Origin of the sequence: Marinilactibacillus piezotolerans, assembly GCF_900169305.1 — a bacterium.
Lineage (GTDB): Bacteria > Bacillota > Bacilli > Lactobacillales > Carnobacteriaceae_A > Marinilactibacillus > Marinilactibacillus piezotolerans_A.
Genome location: NZ_FWDP01000004.1, coordinates 536072 through 553610 on the forward strand (window position 1 = coordinate 536072; position 17539 = coordinate 553610).

Consider the following 17539-nt stretch of genomic DNA (forward strand, 5'->3'; position numbering starts at 1 on the left):
ATTACTTGCTGTTTTTATTAGCTTTTCTTGCTCGTCTTTTCTTTTCATCTTTTCTGCGTTCAATTTTACGCTTATAGCCTGGTTTGATATTTTTCTTCGCTTTTTTGCGCATTCCGTGGATTTCAGCATCAAACGATTCTTTTGTATTCTGGCTCTTTCGCTGTTCTCTTCGATTTCTATCATGAGTATCTATGACTTCATCCGATTTGATTTCTTTTGGCTGGAAAGTAATGCCCATTTTCTCGATAGTTTCAATTTCTTTCTCTTCTCCTGGAGAATACAGTGTCACGGCAATGCCTTCCATTCCGTTTCTGCCCGTTCGGCCGACACGGTGAACAAAAAAGTCCAAGTCATGTGGAATCTCCGCGTTAATAACATGCGAAACGCCTTTTATATCAATTCCTCTGGAAGCCAAGTCAGAAGCGACAACGTACTGATAATCAAGGTTCTGGATCTGACGCATCACTCTTCTTCGCTCTCTTGAAGAAATACCGCCATGTACAACAGCAACATCTAATCCCTTATCTCTTAAACCTCTAGCGATCTCATCAACTTTATCTTTAGTATTTGCGAACACTAATGCCAAATAAGGTTGTCCAATTGTCAATAATTGATAAATTGTATCAACTCGCTTTTTCCCTTTAGTAGAAATCAGCCAGTTTTCAACGGTATCAGAAATGACTTGCTGGTTCTCAATTTTGATTTGAATCGGACTTTTCATATATTTTTTCAAGAACGGTTGAAGTTTCTGCGGAATCGTTGCTGAAAAGACCAGCATTTGACCATCGTTCGGCAATCTGGCAGCAATCTGATCAACTTCTTCCAGGAATCCCATATCTAAAGTCATATCTGCTTCATCAACGACCATATATTTAGCAGTATGGCTCAAAAGAGCATTCTGATTGATCAGATCATGCAGTCTGCCAGGAGTCCCTATTGCAACATGCGGTTGTTTCTGTGTCAGTTTATCGACCTGTCTCTGCTTATCCGTTCCGCCGATGAATTGCTGAACGAGTATCTCTTCTGGTGAATGTTCTGCTAATTGGCTGGCAGCTTGATATAATTGTTCTGCCAGTTCTCTGCTGGGTGCCGTTACGACCAATTGGACTTGCTGCATAGAAGGATCAATTTGGTTGAATAGCGGCAGCAGAAAAGCATGAGTTTTACCGGAACCGGTTTGAGATTGACCAATAATGTCTCTGCCTTTTTTTACTTCAGGGATAACTTTTTTCTGAATTTCTGTCGGTTCATTAAATCCGATTTCAGTAATAGCTTTAATTAAATAAGATTTTAAATGGTATTGTTCAAATGGATGTGTCATGTACTCGCCTCTTTCTTTTCTCATTGTATTGTACCAAAGGTTGACATTACATTCTATATTTATGCTATCTTTCTCATTAATCTGCCGTTGACTGTTAGACACATTATTCAATAAAACCTTTTAAATTTAAAGATTTTCTCCCCTCTCGCGGGCATTAAACAGGACTGATTGACTGAATTCTATATGAACAGCATAACAATTCAGTTGCTTGTAAGGCTAACAAAAAGTAAAATAGGTATTACCAATCTTTATACAGTATATGTGTAAATAGAAAAGAGGGAATATATGTCTCAAGCTAACAAAGCGCTTTTCATCATTTTTGGAGGTACAGGAGATCTTGCCAAGCGCAAGTTATACCCATCCATTTATCGATTATATAAAAAAGGCTATATAGAAGAAAACTTCGCCGTTATCGGCACAGCTAGACGTGAATGGTCAGATGAACATTACCAGGAAGTTGTTCAAGATTCGATCAAAGGAATTGCAGAATCAGAAGAACACGCTGAGCAGTTTTCTCGTCACTTTCACTATCAGTCCCATAATGTTAAGGACACAGAACACTACGATACTCTAAAAAACTTGGCTGACTCATTAGACGATCAGTTTGACATCGGCGGGAATAGAATATTCTACTTGTCCATGTCTCCTACTTTCTTTGGTACGATCACTAAACATTTAAGAAGTCAGAAATTAGTTACGGATTCCGGGTTTAACAGAGTCATTATCGAGAAGCCGTTTGGAACGGATTATGAAAGTTCTAAAGCGCTGAACGATGAAATTCTGGAAGCATTCGAGTCAGATCAGCTTTACAGAATTGATCATTATCTAGGAAAAGAAATGGTCCAAAATATATTAACCTTCCGTTTTGCTAATCCAATGATCGAGTCAATCTGGAATAATCAGTTTATTTCTAATATTCAGATCACACTCAGTGAAGAACTGGGTGTTGAAGAACGCGCAGAGTACTATGATAAAAGCGGTGCCCTTAGAGATATGATTCAAAATCATGTTATGCAGATTGTCAGTTTGCTGACGATGGATGCGCCCGCTTCTTTAAACACAGATGAAGTCAGAAAACAGAAGATGAAAGTCATGTCTGCTTTAAAAGTCTTATCCCCTGAAGAAGCTGAGCAATCATTTGTCCGCGGACAGTATACACGTTCAGCAGACGGAAAAGTTGCCGGATACCGGGAAGAAGAAAAAGTCGCTGATGATTCTAAGACAGAAACATATGTTGCTGGAAAACTAGACATAGAAAACGATCGCTGGTCTGGTGTTCCTGTTTACGTTAGAACAGGCAAAAAGTTGACGAAAAAAGAAGCTCAAATCAATATCGTTTTTAAAAAACCAGACAACCCGCTCTATCAAGCAGAAAATACAGCTGCAAATGTGGTTACAATGTATCTGGGACCAAGAGAAGGCATCACTCTTGAATTAAATGAAAAGAAAATCGGTCCTGGTATGAACATCGAAAAAATGCAGCTGGACCATTTAAGAACTGAAGGTACTATTCAAGAAAGTCCTGAAGCTTATGAGAAACTGATTCTTGATTGCTTGAGTGGCGATCGAACGCATTTCGCGCATTGGGAAGAAGTTGCGGCTTCGTGGAAATATGTTGATGCGATCAGAACAGCTTGGAATCAGTCTTCTTCAGAACCAGCTTTCTACCCAGCCGGCACTATCGGACCTAAAGAAGCTGACGAGCTGCTGAATAAAGATGGCAACGAATGGATATGGAATCCTGACAAATAAGAGAGAGTTAAATAGCCCTAAGCTTGAACTGCTTAAAAGAGCAGTTGCAGCTTAGGGCTGTTTTATCTTATTTTACAAATTTTTTTAGTACCAAATGTGTCGCAATACCAGCTCCAGCTATTAATAATGAAGTCATTACCGGATTCTTTGTTGCTTTTACATAAGTGCTGGATTTTCTATGCCAGCCTTCATTCGTCCCTGTTGTATTCATTCCTTCACCAGGACTGTGCAAAGCGCTTTTCCCTTTTTGATCTGCTGATTTGCCCAAATGCTGAGTTGGATAAAGGTACCATTCTTCAATAATGTCCGTCAGTCTCGGGAATATGTCCCCTAATACCTTCAGAAGCTTCGCTTGCCCACCTGTATACATATCTCTCTTTGGATGTGCTGCTGAATATAAAATGGCTTCAGCAACCACTTTCGGAGGATAAACCATAGACCGATGACCTGATTTTTTATCCATATAGCTTTCTGCATGTTCGTTGTAAGGTGTATCAATACGACCAGGATGAATCAATGTCACAGAAACAGGCATATGATTCTTTTCAAGTTCTGTTCTCAAGCTTTCTGTCCAACCATGGACCGCAAACTTCGCTGATGCATAAGTGGATTGAATAGGTGTTCCTCTATCTCCAAGCAAGCTGCCTACATTGATTAAAGCGCCAGGTTCGTTCCGCTCGTTATAATGTTTAACCGCTGCCCTAGATCCATAAACTACACTCCAATAAACCGTTTCAAACATTTTTCTCATATCTTCAGTCGAAACAGTCATTGCTTCTCCGAAAATCGATACACCGGCAATGTTTGCCCAAGTATCGAATCGGCCATATTCTCTAATTGCTGTCTCTGCGATTCGATCAATATCTTCTTCTTTTCCAACATCTGCTGTAACATATACTGCTTCGTGACCTTTTGCCTTCAGCTCTTCTACTAGTTCTTTTAAAGCCGATTCATTTCTGGCTGCTGCGACGACTTTTGCCCCTTTTTCGGCTGCCATTCTAGCGGTTGCAAGTCCAATTCCGCTTGAAGCACCCGTAATAACAATAACTTGGTCCTCTAAATTCTTCAGTTTCAATTTCTTCATACTTGCCGGCTTCTGTCTATCCAGTTTTTCCATTTTTTCCATTTTTTCCATTTTTTCCATACTGATCTTCTCCTTTGTAAGGGATTCAATTCCATGTACGTACTCCTTATTTTAGGAAGAACAGCACATATCGCAAGAATAACGCTCATAATAAACTTGTAAAGGCAAGATAGTATAAGGATTTCACTGAATTGAGTGCTGATTCTGAAAGTTAAATAGTAGCATATCAAATAAAGCGCTGAATCGATTGGATATTCTGCACGTTAATTGTTTAAACTTAAATTAAGTCACTGAATAACGACCTGATTCGACATGATATTTGTTGCAAGTAGAAATAAGATGCTAAATTGAGTGAGTATTCTGCACGTTAATTGTTTAATCGTTAAATAAGTCACTGAATAGGGACCGAATTCGGCATGATAAATGTAAAAGGTTGAAATAAGACGCTGAATTAAGTGATTATTCTAAACGTTAATTGCTTAAACATAATTTAAGTCACTGAATAACGACCTGATTCGGCATGATAAATGAAAAAGGTTGAAATAAGACACTGAATTAAGTACTCATTCAGCACGTTAACTTTCTAAACTGAAATTAAGACACTGAATTGATAGATAACCTCACAAGTTAAGTGCTAAAGCTAAAAATATAGTGCTGAATGAAGCGCTAAGTAATAAAAATTAATTAACGATGCACTGATTCGACTAAAAGCGATATATATAAAACCGAGTAGACTTCTATGAAAGTACAAGCCTGCTCGGTTTATCTATTTATTTGACTGGTTCTACACCTTTTCCTCAGCCGCATCGTCGTTAACAGATCATTAAGTTAAAGGAGTATTCATTCGCTTGAATAAGTAATTATACATTTTTTCCGCGCTTTCTTCATCGTGAGAAATAATCATGATTGTATCGTTTCCAGCAACGGTTCCAACGACTTCCTGAAATGAAATATCATCGAGAAGTGCCCCTACGACGTGTGCATTTCCGGGAATCGTTTTAATGACATTCATAAACTGTACCCTTGTCAGTTTCGTTACGACTTCTTTTAGTGTAGAAGTCAGTTTATCTTCAATGGTCAGTTGATTGTTCTGATAAATCGTATATTTCGTTCCGCCATTTGAGCTCGGCGTTTTTACCAGGTTCAGTTCTTTAATATCCCTGGAAATCGTGGCCTGTGTTGCCTCCACGCCTTTATCTTTCAATTTATGGAGTAGTTCGTCCTGAGTGCTGATTTCTTCGTTCAATACCATCTGCTTGATCATCATTTGTCTCTCCGACTTTTTCATCTATATACCGCTCCTATTTGTACGTTATTAATCCTTTCATTTGCTTATCATAACTATACCCTATTTCGCATAGAAATTCATTCATTATCTATCAAAGCGTTACCAGGAATGTCGTCATTTCAAATAATGTTGCTTGGTTTATCAAGCTTTGCTATAATACAAATGCTTAAGTGGGAACGTATTAGAACGGTGAAATGCTTTTTTATTACTCATTCATTATAAAGATTCAATGTTTTATACGGGATTACGAGAAAAACTATATTATAATAGGAGGATTTTTTTGGATTATAAATTACTTGTAGCAGAATCGCTGCACGACGTCTTAAAAGATCATTTAGAATTAAATGAAATCAAACAATTATTAGAAAAACCTAAAATGGCAGAGCATGGTGATCTGGCTTTTCCTGCTTTTCAGTTAGCAAAGGTCTTTCGTAAAAATCCTGCTCAAATCGCCTCAGAAATCAAAGAAGAAGTCTCTTCGCCAATCATTGAAAAGTCAGAGACAGTGGGCCCTTACCTGAATTTCTTTTTGAAAAAAGAGGAAGTCAGCCGTTTAGTCTTAAACGAGTTATTAAAAGAAAAAGATCAGTACGGATCCTCAAATCTTGGAAACGGACAAAACGTTCCGATCGATATGTCTTCTCCAAATATTGCTAAACCAATGTCTATGGGTCACCTGCGCTCGACCGTAATCGGTAATGCGCTGGCAAATATCCTAGAAAAAACGGGCTTTAATCCAGTTCGAATCAATTATCTCGGCGACTGGGGAACTCAGTTCGGAAAGCTGATCTCTGCTTATAAAAAATGGGGCTCTGAAGAAGAGGTTCGAGCTAATCCGATCAAGGAACTGCTGCGTTTATATGTAACCTTCCATGAAGAAGCAGAAAAACATCCTGAACTGGAAGATGACGGACGTGCCTGGTTCAAAAAACTGGAAGATGGCAACGAAGAAGCATTGGCGCTTTGGAACTGGTTCAGAAAAGAATCATTGGCTGAGTTCCAAAAAGTATATGATCGTTTGAATATTCAATTTGATTCCTATAACGGCGAAGCGTTTTACAATGATAAAATGGAAGACGTTGTTCGTCTGTTAGATGACAAAAACTTGCTTACGCTGAATCAAGGTGCGCACATTGTTGATCTTGAAAAGTATGATTTAAATCCTGCTCTTATCAAAAAATCTGATGGTGCAACGTTATATATGACGAGAGACTTGGCAGCTGCCCTCTACCGTCAAAAAACTTATGATTTTTCTCAAGCACTATATGTAGTTGGACAAGAACAATCAAATCATTTTAAACAGTTAAAAGCGGTTCTTTCAGAAATGGATTACGAATGGGCAGAAAATATCCATCATATTCCCTTCGGCTTGATTACAAAAGATGGCAAAAAACTATCAACCCGTAAAGGAAAAGTTGTTTTACTGGAAGAAGTACTGAACGAAGCGGCTAGCCAAGCTCTAAGACAAATTGAAGAAAAGAATCCCGAACTGGAAAATAAAGAAGTTGTCGCTGAGCAAGTCGGCGTGGGTGCTGTTGTCTTCCATGATCTGAAAAACGACCGTCTGAATAACTTTGATTTTACAATTGAAGAAGTTGTACAATTCGAGGGCGAAACAGGCCCTTACGTACAATACACACGTGCTCGTGCGTTAAGTATTCTGAAAAAAGCTGAAAAATCTTCATTTGATGTTTCAGAAGAATATACATTAACAGACGATTATAGCTGGGAAGTGATCAAGTTGGTTCAAGAATTCCCTGAAACGTTACTGAGAGCATATAATCAGTACGAACCATCTGTGATTGCTAAACATGCTATCCATCTGTCGCAAGCATTTAATAAGTTTTATGCTAATATTCGTGTACTGGATGAGCATCCTGAAAAAGAGTCACGATTAGCTCTGGTTTATGCTGTAACTGAGTTATTAAAACAAGACTTAACTCTCCTAGGTGTACAGACTCCAGATCAAATGTAAAAGTTCTAATTAAAAAGACGACCTCTAATTGGAGATCGTCTTTTTGCTTACTTTAATTTATCATTTTCATAATGATGGCTCAGTTCCAGATTTGGAAAGCCTTGTTGTCTCAAGGCTTCATAGATAAGAATATTAGCCGTATTCGATAGGTTCAGAGAACGAACATGTTCATCATTCATTGGAATCCGCAAGCAGTCCTCTTCATACTCTTTCATGAAAGATTCAGGCAGTCCAGTAGTTTCTTTTCCAAAAATAAAATAATGATCCTCTCCAGTATTCGTGAAGTTCTCGTCAGAATAGACCTTATCTGCAAACTTAGAAATCAGGTAGAATTTTCCTTCTTTTGCATACTCGATAAAGTCCTCCAGATTCTCATGGTAAGTAATTTCTACTTTATTCCAGTAATCCAGTCCAGCACGTTTCAGTTGTTTGTCATCCGTTTCAAACCCTAACGGCTTGATCAAATGCAAGTGTGTATTGGTTCCGGCACAAGTTCTAGATATATTTCCCGTATTAGCTGGGATAAGCGGTTCAAATAAAACAATATGATTTGGCATCGGTTTGCTCCTCGTATAAAAATTATCTATAAGTCTATCTTTAAGCTTCGTCGTAACGAGCTTTCATATCAGCTATCGCTTCCTGAAACTCTTGGATCGTTTCCGGATCGGTTTCTTTCTCCAATGCTTCTTCTAAAAACCCTACGACTTCAGGATTGGCTTCTTTTTTGAGAATTTTAGAAATAGCCCAAGCTGCTGTTCCTCTAATCATGGGTCTTGGATCAGTGTCTACTACTTTAAGCAAGTCAGGAATCGCCGTTCGGTCCCGATAATTTGCCAAGGCAATAATCGCATTACGCTGCAGCGGTTTTTTCCCTCGCCAAGAACCTGCCAGCTCTCCGTAAGTGTCTTTGAATTCGCGATTGGAAATGGTCAGCAGCGGTTTTAATAATGGCATGGTTTTTTCAGGCTCAGGCTCCATTTCTTCATGAAAATGCGAGTCGACACCTTTATTATACGGACAAACAATTTGGCAGATATCACATCCGTAAATGACATGCCCCATTTTCCGACGATATTCTTTCGGCATATACCCTTTTGTCTGGGTCTGGTAAGATAAACACTTTTGAGCATTCATCCGTCCATCTCCAAGGAGAGCGCCTGTCGGACAAGCCGTTACACATCGTGTACATTCTCCACATCCAAACGGTACTTCTTCATCCGAATCAAACTCGATGTTGGTTATAATCTCTCCAAGATAAACATATGAACCGAATTCTTCCCTAATCAGCAGCCCATTACGCCCAATAAAGCCTAATCCGGCACGCTGAGCAACTGCAACATCTACTAATTCGCCAGTATCTACCATTGGCTTAAAAGACGTCTCATCGCTTGTCTCATCTTTTATATACTCTATCAGACGATCCATTCTGTCTCTTAACACATCATGATAGTCGACCCCCCAAGATGCTCTTGCAAATTCCCCTCTTCTTTCTCCTTTTACGCGAGGAGGTTTAGACCTCATTTTAGAAGGATAAGCTACAGCGATGGCAATAATGGATTTCGGCTGATCAAAGATTTTTTCAGGATAGATCCGCTCTTCAATCACATCATGCTCAAAACCGGAGGTAAACCCTTTTTCTTTTTGTTTGTGCAGTTTGTCTTCAAGATCGTAGAATGGTTCAGCATGCGTAAAGCCGATTTTATCAATACCGATTTCTTTTGCTTTATGTTTGATTTTCTCTTTCAGTGCAGAAGACATAAAGGTTCCTCCAATCCGATTTTTGTAACGATACTTTATTTTAACGCGATTCTTTTGAAATTTCTAGTTGATAAAATGCAGCTTATAAAAGTGCTCAAAAAAAACGTACCGTCTCGGTGTCAAGCACTGCGAAACGATACGTTAATTAAGCTGTTGCTACTTCACATGTTTTTATCAGCTTCTGATGGGTTGACTGATAAAAACCAATGAATCAAATCAGCTTATGTTCCATATGATAACACTGGGTTATACTGATTGCAAGGTTACTGCCAAAATAAATCTCGAAACAAAGGTAATTCTTAACAATATTGTGAACTTTTTGTAAATCGACTTTACAAACTCAATTACTAGGAATCGCTTGTTGCTTAAAAACGAAGGTTATAACTACTTTGTACCGACCAATAAAACCATATCTACCGTTATTTTTGTAAAAGGTTGGTTAATGGCTTTCTGCTTAACTTCTTTACCCAGTCTCCATCCAAGCGGCGTCATTTCCAGTAGATCAGGAATCAGCTCTTTATCTAAATCATGCTCATATTGAACGTTGATTCGTTCTCCATCTGGAAAATGTTCATAAAACTTATTCACGACATCTTCATTAGAATACGGTTTTGTCTGTTGATCACTGAGTTCTCTGATTTCTTTCAAGTAATGCTCTCCGGGAACTGCTTTGATCAACTGCCCCCCTTCTTTCATCAATCGATCGAACTCCATATAATTAGATGGAGAAAGGATATTTAAAATCGTATCGTATTTTTGTGCTGCGAAGGGCGAATGAGCTAAATCAGCCACGCACCAGAATGCCTCAGTATATTCAGCTGCTGCAAGCTGGATAGCATCTTTAGAAATATCGAATCCGATCTGCGTACCTCTCAGCCCCATTTTAAATAAATGATGTATATGAGATCCCTCACCGCAACCTACGTCTAAAAGCGTTCCTTCTTTGTTTGATATAATATCAAAAACGGCTTTTAATAAGGGATGCCATAACTGGTCCTGAGCAATCTTTCTTCTTGATTGAAGCATTTCCGTATCATACTCATTATGCGGCGGCTTCATCAAAAAGTGTACGGTTCCTTTTTTAGATAAATTAAAACTATGCTGATGTGAACAGATCAACTGCTGCTGCCCGACTTCTGTAAATGGATTCTGACAGATTGGACACTGAAATAATGATAAATGCTCTTTTAAAAATAAACTGGACTTCTCGATTTTTTTCATAAACTTCCTCTTTCAATTCATTCTTTTAAGTATATCGGTGTGGCGATTATAAGCCTTATTTCTAGTTTCATTGCCTTATTCATGATATAACGAAATTAGAAAATATGAAAGGATGAGTTTTATGCCTTGGGATACAAATGATTACCCAGCTGCTATGAAAAATTTAGATCAAGTCGTTCGCAAGAAAGCGATCGATATTGGGAATGCATTGTTAGATAGTGGTTATTCTGATGATCGAGCGATACCCATCGCGATCAGTCAAGCCAAAGAATGGCGTGATGATGCTTCTGAAGAAGAAATCAACTCTTATAAGCATTCAGAAAATCCCAAAAAAGATGATGAGCATGATGATAGCAGCAATGCAGACTTGTTAGATAACGATGTACAAGTTTATTATGAAGACGATGAGTGGAAAGTTGAAACCACAGGGGCCAAGAGACCAGATTCTACTTACGATCATAAAAGCGATGCTGTAGACAGAGCCAAAGAAATTGCCGAAAACAAGGATAGCGATGTAGTACGCTATACAAAAGAGGGTAAAAAACAAGATTAAAGCTGATAAAAAAACCGTTCAGCCAAGGATAACTTGGTTGAACGGTTTTTCTATCAGCTTCTTAATAATGGCATGCTCATACATCTTGGACCGCCGCGCCCTCTAGATAATTCACTAGAAGGTATTTCCAGCACTTTTACGCCATATGAACGCATTAAGTCATTGGAAACATAATTGCGGTTATAAGTAACCACGACTCCTGGATGGATTGCCAGTGTATTCGAACCATCATTCCATTGTTCTCTCGGTGCTGCAATCGGATCGCCGCCTCCGCATGGAATCAAAGCAATTTCCGGAACATTCAAGGCTTGTTTCAGAACTTTAGACAAATCAGTATGATGAGTTACAGAAACATCAGCTTGTCCTTTACCTGGCTCTAAAACATAAATCGACATTTTCCCATCTAGCCCTTGGATACCTGGATGGATCGTAAACTTATCTACATCGATCATGGTAAAAACCGTATCCAGATGCATCATGGCCCGGACATGCGGAATTTCAATCGCTATCACTTTTTTAAAAGTACTATTCATAGAAAAGAGCGTTTGGGCTAATTCTTCGATCGCTTTTCCGCTCGTACGCTGAGAAACACCGATTGCTAGAACATCATCACTCAAGACTAAAACATCTCCGCCCTCAATTGACGTATCAACTGTACGGTCACGCCATACATTCAATTCAGAAGTTTTGAAATCCGGATGATGGTCAACAATGATTTCCATGAATAAAGATTCACGTTTGCGTGCTTGGAAAGTCATGTTATTGATAGAAATTCCTCCGCCTAAAATATTAGCCGGATCTCTTGTATAATACAAGTTTGGCATCGGCTGCATTAAAAATAAAGTCTTCTTCTGGTGATCTGCCAGCCATGCCAGTGAGGAAGATTGAATGTCAAGATCATCGTTCCGAATACCTGCCATAATTTTATCGACCATTTCACTCGTCTTCATTGATAACAAATATTCAGATAAAGCTTTCGTTAGTTCTTTGTCACGGATATCTGACTCAGCAATAAATCGACCTACAATGTCTTCTTTGTGGTTAGACTGGTCAATAGCTTCTGCAGCAAGCTTTTCTAAATATAATACTTCAGATCCGTTCTCTCTCAAAACGTCTGCAAAAGCATCATGTTCTTGTTGAATAATCGGCAGATACGGAATATCGTCGAATAATAGATCATGCATGGTGTCAGGTGTAAGGTTCTCAACTTCCTTACCCGGTCTTTTTAGTAAAACTGATTTTAATGAATGTATTTCTGATGTCACGTTAAATTTCATGCTTAAGTTGTCCTCCTAGGTTGCTCACTCACAATCACTATAATATAGAGTTTTAGAAGGAAAAACAAACATATTAACGAATTGGTAAAAGATTCAGTTATAGGATTGGAAAATGGTTTTTTATACATCAAATAGAGAAAATAAACAAAAAAAAACAGAAGAAAAATGGAATAGATTTCCCTTTTCTTCTGCTCACTAGTCTTTGCTTTAACGTTTTACTTCTGGTGTTACGATTGGATCCTCCTGCAGTGCAGTATGTTCTGGCGGAGCGCTGACCGTTTCTGGTTCGGCTACATAATCAACTGGCGGATTGTACACCTCTTGATCAGTCATTTGTTCAGACAACTTGAGCTCAGTATTTTCCAATAATTCATCTAACTTTAAGATCAATTTATTTTTCGAATCCGTTGCTTGCTCTTTCAGGTCTCCCTGCAATGCTTCACCTGATTTTTGAGCCAGAAGATAAGCAGAAGCCACTCCTGCAATCGAACCGACTAATATTCCAAATCCAAAACTACCTTTTGACATCCTCTATTCGCCTCCAATAAAATTTTCTCCATACTTTTCTAATGTAACCAGCTCGATACACGTACAAAGTGCTTCTACAGCCACTTCCAGTTTGTCGAGTTCCGCATAGCTGGGCGCTAATCGGATACTATTATCTAAAGGGTTCACACCATTTGGATATGCAGCATTCGCTGGTGTTAATTGTATGCCAATTTGCTTCATTTTGTCCACTATTTCGGTTGCACACCCATTTGCAGTCGTTAAATGAACAAAATAGCCTCCTTTTGGATCGGTCCATTGAACAAAATTTTCACGCTCGCCAGCAAAGTAAGCACTAAATATAGCTTGTATCCATTCAAACTTGGGAGACAGGAGCTCTGCATGTTTTTCCATCAAGGATAGTATTGTTGATTTATCTTTTAAAAACAAAACATGGCGTTTTTGATTCAGTTTATCAAAACTGATGATCTGCTTGCTTAATTCCTCTGCTAAACGCAGGATATTGGTTTCTGAAGCCCCTACTGCAGAGACGCCTGCGCCAGGAAAGGTTATCTTTGATGTAGAAACAAACATAAACGGTCGATTGGGGAATCCCGCTTCCTTACAAGCCTCTAAAATATTTAAAGCTTCTTCATGCTGCTCAGTTAAGTGATGAACGACGTAAGCATTATCCCATAAAATGACAAAGTCCTCTGCTGCGGTATGCATTTGTGCCAGCCGCTCCACTACTTCATCTGAATAGGTTTCTCCAGTTGGATTACTGTAAGTAGGAATACAGAAGATTCCTTTAATGGCCGGGTCTTGAGAAACAATTTTCTCAACGACTTCCATATCAGGACCTTCTCCCGTTAATTCAACCGGAATCATCTCGATGCCCATCCGTTCCAGCATAGCCCAATGACGGTCATAACCAGGGCTGGGACATAAGAATTTCACTTCGTCCTCTTGACTCCATTTATTCTTGCCTGTGTACATTAACATGACTAGTACACTGTACATCAGCTGCAGACTTGAATTTCCAGCTGCTAATGTTTCGTCTACCGACGTTCCCAGCAATTCGCCAAACAGTATTCTGGCTTCTTTAATACCTAATAAACCGCCATAATTGCGGATATCCTGCTCATCTTCACTCAACCAATCCGTCAATTCCAATGCTTCCAATAGCGGTTCAGAAAGCTTTAACTGCTTGCTAGAGGGGATTCCTCTGGCAATATTGATTGCAAAGGGACGCTGTTCATAAACAGCATATCTTTCTCTGACTTGTTCCAATCTTGAAGTTAATGATTCACTTTCCATATACAAGCTCCTTTCTGTTTTCCTTTTACTTTGAAATGTAAACGGTACAGATTATGTTTAAAGTATAGCTTACCTGGTCTTAAATTGAAATGAAGAAATACTGCTCATAACTCTGCTGCTTTTTTATATCTGTTCCCTTATAAAAAAGACAGAGAAAACGACTCTGCCTTTTTAAATCATGTTAAATTTTCTTTTATTCTTTCAATACATAATGCATGATCATGAGCTCGAGCAGGACACTGATATCTGCCAAAGAAAATCAGCCGGTGGTGAGCAACTCCCCAGATTTCTTCTGGCAGTTTCTCCATCAAAGCTTCTTCAACTTGTTTGACAGTTGCATTTTGAGAACAGATATTGAACTTTTTGCTTAGTCGTTCAACATGAGTATCCACTGCAATCGCCGGTTTATTAAAGGCTACACTCATGACTACGTTCGCAGTCTTTCTGCCCACACCCGGTAAGCTTTCCAACTCTGAACGAGTGGTTGGAACTTCTCCGCCAAATTGTTCTACTAAGGCACGCGCACATTTTTTGATATATTTCGACTTGTTCCGGTATAAACCGATCGTCTTTATTTTGTCCATAATATCCTCAAGCGGTGCTGCCATTAGTTTCTCAGGATTCGGATAAGCTTCAAATAATGCAGGAGTTACTCTATTGACGCCTACGTCTGTTGTCTGAGCACTCAAAATAACAGCGATCAACAATTCAAATGCATTTTTGTAATGCAATTCTGCTTTTGCTTCTGGAAACAGTTTTCCCATTGCTTCGATTAAGGCCAGTGTTTCTTTACTGTTCAGCAACTTCTCTTGTTCTGTCATACAAACTCCTTTTATATACAGTAAAAGGTCAATTTCAACTATAGTGAACTAATCTTTGAACTCTTTCAGCCAGTCATACATCGGTACAGGTTTTACTGACTGATTGTTTTGTGATTGATCTTGAAAGTCTGTTTTTTTCTGCCGATGTGACTGAGATTCTTTTTCAACTTGGTCTTTACTGCGAATATTTTTCTTTTCCCAGCTTAAAAGGATCCGGTCGATATATTTCAAACTATAAACCTGGCTTAAGACAGCTTCTCTCAAAGCCATTTGAATCAACTCTGGTTTATACTGATCATCATCGATCCACATATTCAGTGTCTGAATCTCTATTGGAGACAGCGGACGACCAAATTCTGTTTCAAAGAGCTGATACAACTCTTTGCTTTGAATTTCAGTATTTTCTTTCTCTTGTTCACGCTCATTCTGTTTCAAACACAATAACACTTTTTCCCAAAGCAGTTCAAAGGAGAATTCATCTTTTGATTTACCGTCATCGCCAGTTTTCGTCTCAATCGTCAAAACATTTTTGTTGATCAAATGATGAACTTGTTTAAAGGCATCTTCTTTTGAAATTCTCATTCGTTCAGCGATAATATGAATATTTGAAAATCCTTCTCCCTGATCAGCAAAAGACTTCAACTGAATCAGAAATACCAGATCATCATTCGTCAAACCCAGCTGTTTATAAGTTTGTAGTAAAAGGGTTGAGATCGTTACGTTTCCCGACTTTAACCATTCTTTGAATAACGCTTCGTTCAACGTTTTCACCCTTTCTATATAAATGGTTCAGTAATCAATCTGCAGCTGACTATGGATAAATTCTGTTTAATAGACGCGGGAATGGAATAGCTTCACGAATATGTTCCGTTCCGGACAGCCAAGTGATCGTTCTTTCCAGACCTAGTCCAAATCCTGAATGCGGCACACTACCATATTTACGTAAATCAAGATACCATTCGTAATCCTTCACTTCCAGATTGTGTTTTTTCAACTGCTCTTCTAAAGCTTCGTAGTCATCTTCACGCTGACTTCCGCCAATAATCTCGCCATATCCTTCAGGAGCAATCATATCCGCACATAAAACGACGTCATCACGATCTGGATGAGGCTTCATGTAAAATGGTTTGATCGCTTTAGGATAATTTAAAATAAATACTGGTTGGTCATACTGGTTAGCAATAAAGGTTTCTTCTGGAGAACCAAAGTCTTCTCCCCACTTAGTGTCAAAGTCGTTTTTCTGTAATAACTCAACAGCTTCGTCATAAGAAATACGCGGATAAGGCAAAGCTGTATATTTTTTCAATAGTTCTTTATCTCGTTCAAGAACATCTAGTGCCACATCACAATGATCTAAAACGTTTTGTACAAGATAGGCAACATAGGATTCCTGAACTTTTAAAGATTCTTCTTGATCCATAAACGCCATTTCAGGTTCGATCATCCAAAACTCTATCAAGTGTCGGCGAGTTTTAGATTTTTCAGCTCTAAATGTTGGTCCAAAAGAAAATACTTTTCCTAAAGCCATAGCAGCTGCTTCCATATACAATTGTCCACTTTGAGAAAGATAAGCATCATATTCAAAATATTGAGTATGGAATAACTCAGTAGTGTCCTCTGCTGCATTTCCAGTCAATATCGGCGGATCCACTTTAATAAATCCTTCTTTATTGAAGAACTCATAAGTAGCACGGATGACTTCATTTCGAATTTGCATAATAGCATGCTGTTTGGAAGAACGAAGCCATAGATGACGGTGATCCATCAAGAATTCTGTCCCATGTTCTTTTGGTGTAATTGGGTAATCTTTTGATTCACCAATCAATTCAATATCTTGAACATGAATTTCATAGCCGAATTTAGAACGTGTATCTTCTTGGATCGTTCCGGTGATCCATACAGAAGATTCCTGCGTTAAGTTTTTTGCTTGGTTGAATACACTTTCCTCTACATCGCTTTTTACAACGACTCCTTGAAAATAAGCTGATCCGTCACGCAGTTGTAAAAAGGCAATTTTACCGCTTGAACGTTTGTTAGAGATCCAAGCCCCCAGCTTGACTGTCTCCCCTACATATTTTGATGCTTCAATGATTCTGATGTTTTCCACTATTCGTTCTCCTCATCTACATTTTCTAAGTTTATATAATGTTTGACCTGCTATATATTATCGATGGTTCTGATCCATTCGCCAGTTTCTAAAGAAAGAACATAATACCCCAAGCGTCCATTTTCATTCCGATAACTGACTTCCCAGATTGGTTCATCATTGTGCATCCCTATTCTGGCTTCAAGGATCTTGTCGGGATTACGTGCTTCTCTTGTCAGCTGGACAGCCTCTTGCTTAGATAAAAGTCCCTCGGCAGGCAAAGTGGTGACTTCACCAGTTCCTTGGTTAATCAAAGCAACTAAGGTTTCTTCTTGTTCAGACTTTCCGATAACAGTAAAGTAGGTTTCATTTCCGTTATACCAATAAAATTCAGTCGGCTCGACGATAGGTGTTTCCTCTAAAGCATATGCGTAAGACTGTTCTTGTGACTCGTTGTATATGCCAATTGATCTTCTATACAACAAAATTGAGCCCAATATTATCATTACTAGGAAAACAGCCAGTCCTATAAAAAATTTTTTCAATGGTTTTTCCTCGCAGTCTTCAATTTCACCTATCTCAGTATAGCAAATAAAAGAA

At 38.7% G+C, this 17539-nt stretch carries 16 protein-coding genes; 3 read left to right on the plus strand and 13 right to left on the minus strand.

Translation table 11 applies throughout. The annotated features are described in order from the left end of the window. Position 1: 1 nt before the first annotated feature. The gene (locus B6F02_RS06490) at positions 2-1321 is read right to left on the minus strand and encodes a DEAD/DEAH box helicase (RefSeq protein ID WP_080146550.1); all 1320 of its coding nucleotides are present in this window, start codon (positions 1319-1321) and stop codon (positions 2-4) included. Between the two features lie 285 nt (positions 1322-1606). Between B6F02_RS06490 and zwf the strand changes: the two genes are divergently transcribed. Further along, positions 1607-3073: a glucose-6-phosphate dehydrogenase gene (gene zwf, locus B6F02_RS06495; protein WP_080146551.1), complete on the plus strand. Its 1467-nt coding sequence runs from the start codon at positions 1607-1609 to the stop codon at positions 3071-3073. A gap of 67 nt (positions 3074-3140) precedes the next feature. On the opposite strand, the gene B6F02_RS06500 is transcribed toward zwf, so the two are convergent. Together B6F02_RS06500 and argR are read right to left on the minus strand one after the other, a co-directional pair. Further along, positions 3141-4217 (minus strand): SDR family oxidoreductase, encoded by a 1077-nt coding sequence (locus B6F02_RS06500; protein ID WP_080146552.1) that lies wholly within the window; start codon positions 4215-4217, stop codon positions 3141-3143. Between the two features lie 763 nt (positions 4218-4980). Beyond that, positions 4981-5445 (minus strand): arginine repressor, encoded by a 465-nt coding sequence (gene argR, locus B6F02_RS06505; RefSeq protein WP_080146553.1) that lies wholly within the window; start codon positions 5443-5445, stop codon positions 4981-4983. A 280-nt stretch (positions 5446-5725) separates the two neighbouring features. On the opposite strand from argR, the gene argS reads away from it, so the two are divergent. Beyond that, on the plus strand, positions 5726-7420 hold the full coding sequence (gene argS / locus B6F02_RS06510; RefSeq protein ID WP_080146554.1) for an arginine--tRNA ligase: 1695 nt from the start codon (positions 5726-5728) through the stop codon (positions 7418-7420). Positions 7421-7467: 47 nt separating this feature from the next. Here the strand turns inward: argS and trmL are convergent, their stop codons facing one another. The 3 genes from trmL to B6F02_RS06525 all read right to left on the minus strand — a co-directional run bounded on the left by trmL (position 7468) and on the right by B6F02_RS06525 (position 10399). Beyond that, positions 7468-7977 carry a tRNA (uridine(34)/cytosine(34)/5-carboxymethylaminomethyluridine(34)-2'-O)-methyltransferase TrmL gene (gene trmL / locus B6F02_RS06515; protein ID WP_080146555.1) on the minus strand — a complete coding sequence of 170 codons (510 nt, stop codon included), beginning with the start codon at positions 7975-7977 and terminating at the stop codon, positions 7468-7470. Between the two features lie 40 nt (positions 7978-8017). After that, positions 8018-9178, minus strand: a complete 1161-nt coding sequence (queG, locus tag B6F02_RS06520) for a tRNA epoxyqueuosine(34) reductase QueG (RefSeq protein ID WP_179128536.1) — start codon at positions 9176-9178, stop codon at positions 8018-8020. Between the two features lie 384 nt (positions 9179-9562). Continuing rightward, positions 9563-10399 (minus strand): methyltransferase domain-containing protein, encoded by an 837-nt coding sequence (locus tag B6F02_RS06525; protein ID WP_080146557.1) that lies wholly within the window; start codon positions 10397-10399, stop codon positions 9563-9565. A gap of 121 nt (positions 10400-10520) precedes the next feature. Between B6F02_RS06525 and B6F02_RS06530 the strand changes: the two genes are divergently transcribed. Then, positions 10521-10952: a DUF2188 domain-containing protein gene (locus tag B6F02_RS06530; RefSeq protein WP_080146558.1), complete on the plus strand. Its 432-nt coding sequence runs from the start codon at positions 10521-10523 to the stop codon at positions 10950-10952. Between the two features lie 53 nt (positions 10953-11005). Here B6F02_RS06530 and arcA read toward each other — a convergent pair whose 3' ends face one another. From arcA to B6F02_RS06565, 7 genes are all read right to left on the minus strand, one after another. Next, complete coding sequence (arcA, locus tag B6F02_RS06535; RefSeq protein ID WP_080146559.1) at positions 11006-12229, minus strand: arginine deiminase; 1224 nt, start codon at positions 12227-12229, stop codon at positions 11006-11008. Between the two features lie 207 nt (positions 12230-12436). Beyond that, a complete protein-coding gene (locus tag B6F02_RS06540; RefSeq protein WP_080146560.1) occupies positions 12437-12757 on the minus strand; it encodes a YtxH domain-containing protein in 321 nt (106 codons plus the stop codon). A 3-nt stretch (positions 12758-12760) separates the two neighbouring features. Then, a complete protein-coding gene (locus tag B6F02_RS06545; RefSeq protein ID WP_080146561.1) occupies positions 12761-14032 on the minus strand; it encodes an aminotransferase class I/II-fold pyridoxal phosphate-dependent enzyme in 1272 nt (423 codons plus the stop codon). A gap of 176 nt (positions 14033-14208) precedes the next feature. Further along, positions 14209-14835 (minus strand): endonuclease III, encoded by a 627-nt coding sequence (nth, locus tag B6F02_RS06550; RefSeq protein ID WP_080147393.1) that lies wholly within the window; start codon positions 14833-14835, stop codon positions 14209-14211. 66 nt (positions 14836-14901) lie between these two features. Continuing rightward, the gene (locus B6F02_RS06555; protein ID WP_080146562.1) at positions 14902-15615 is read right to left on the minus strand and encodes a DnaD domain-containing protein; all 714 of its coding nucleotides are present in this window, start codon (positions 15613-15615) and stop codon (positions 14902-14904) included. Positions 15616-15664: 49 nt separating this feature from the next. Beyond that, entirely contained in the window at positions 15665-16960 is a 1296-nt protein-coding gene (gene asnS, locus B6F02_RS06560; protein ID WP_080146563.1) for an asparagine--tRNA ligase, read from the minus strand. 50 nt (positions 16961-17010) lie between these two features. Further along, the gene (locus B6F02_RS06565) at positions 17011-17484 is read right to left on the minus strand and encodes a cell wall elongation regulator TseB-like domain-containing protein (RefSeq protein WP_080146564.1); all 474 of its coding nucleotides are present in this window, start codon (positions 17482-17484) and stop codon (positions 17011-17013) included. Between the last annotated feature and the right edge of the window lie 55 nt (positions 17485-17539).

Excerpts from the sequence above, each read along its gene's own strand:
- argR (WP_080146553.1), bottom strand. The coding sequence starts at position 5,445 with ATGAAAAAGTCGGAGAGACAAATGATGATCAAGCAGATGGTATTGAAC.
- B6F02_RS06530 (WP_080146558.1), top strand. The coding sequence starts at position 10,521 with ATGCCTTGGGATACAAATGATTACCCAGCTGCTATGAAAAATTTAGAT.
- B6F02_RS06540 (WP_080146560.1), bottom strand. The coding sequence starts at position 12,757 with ATGTCAAAAGGTAGTTTTGGATTTGGAATATTAGTCGGTTCGATTGCA.
- B6F02_RS06545 (WP_080146561.1), bottom strand. The coding sequence starts at position 14,032 with ATGGAAAGTGAATCATTAACTTCAAGATTGGAACAAGTCAGAGAAAGA.
- trmL (WP_080146555.1), bottom strand. The coding sequence starts at position 7,977 with ATGCCAAATCATATTGTTTTATTTGAACCGCTTATCCCAGCTAATACG.
- zwf (WP_080146551.1), top strand. The coding sequence starts at position 1,607 with ATGTCTCAAGCTAACAAAGCGCTTTTCATCATTTTTGGAGGTACAGGA.
- B6F02_RS06525 (WP_080146557.1), bottom strand. The coding sequence starts at position 10,399 with ATGAAAAAAATCGAGAAGTCCAGTTTATTTTTAAAAGAGCATTTATCA.
- arcA (WP_080146559.1), bottom strand. The coding sequence starts at position 12,229 with ATGAAATTTAACGTGACATCAGAAATACATTCATTAAAATCAGTTTTA.
- B6F02_RS06500 (WP_080146552.1), bottom strand. The coding sequence starts at position 4,217 with ATGGAAAAAATGGAAAAAATGGAAAAAATGGAAAAACTGGATAGACAG.
- B6F02_RS06490 (WP_080146550.1), bottom strand. The coding sequence starts at position 1,321 with ATGACACATCCATTTGAACAATACCATTTAAAATCTTATTTAATTAAA.
- queG (WP_179128536.1), bottom strand. The coding sequence starts at position 9,178 with ATGTCTTCTGCACTGAAAGAGAAAATCAAACATAAAGCAAAAGAAATC.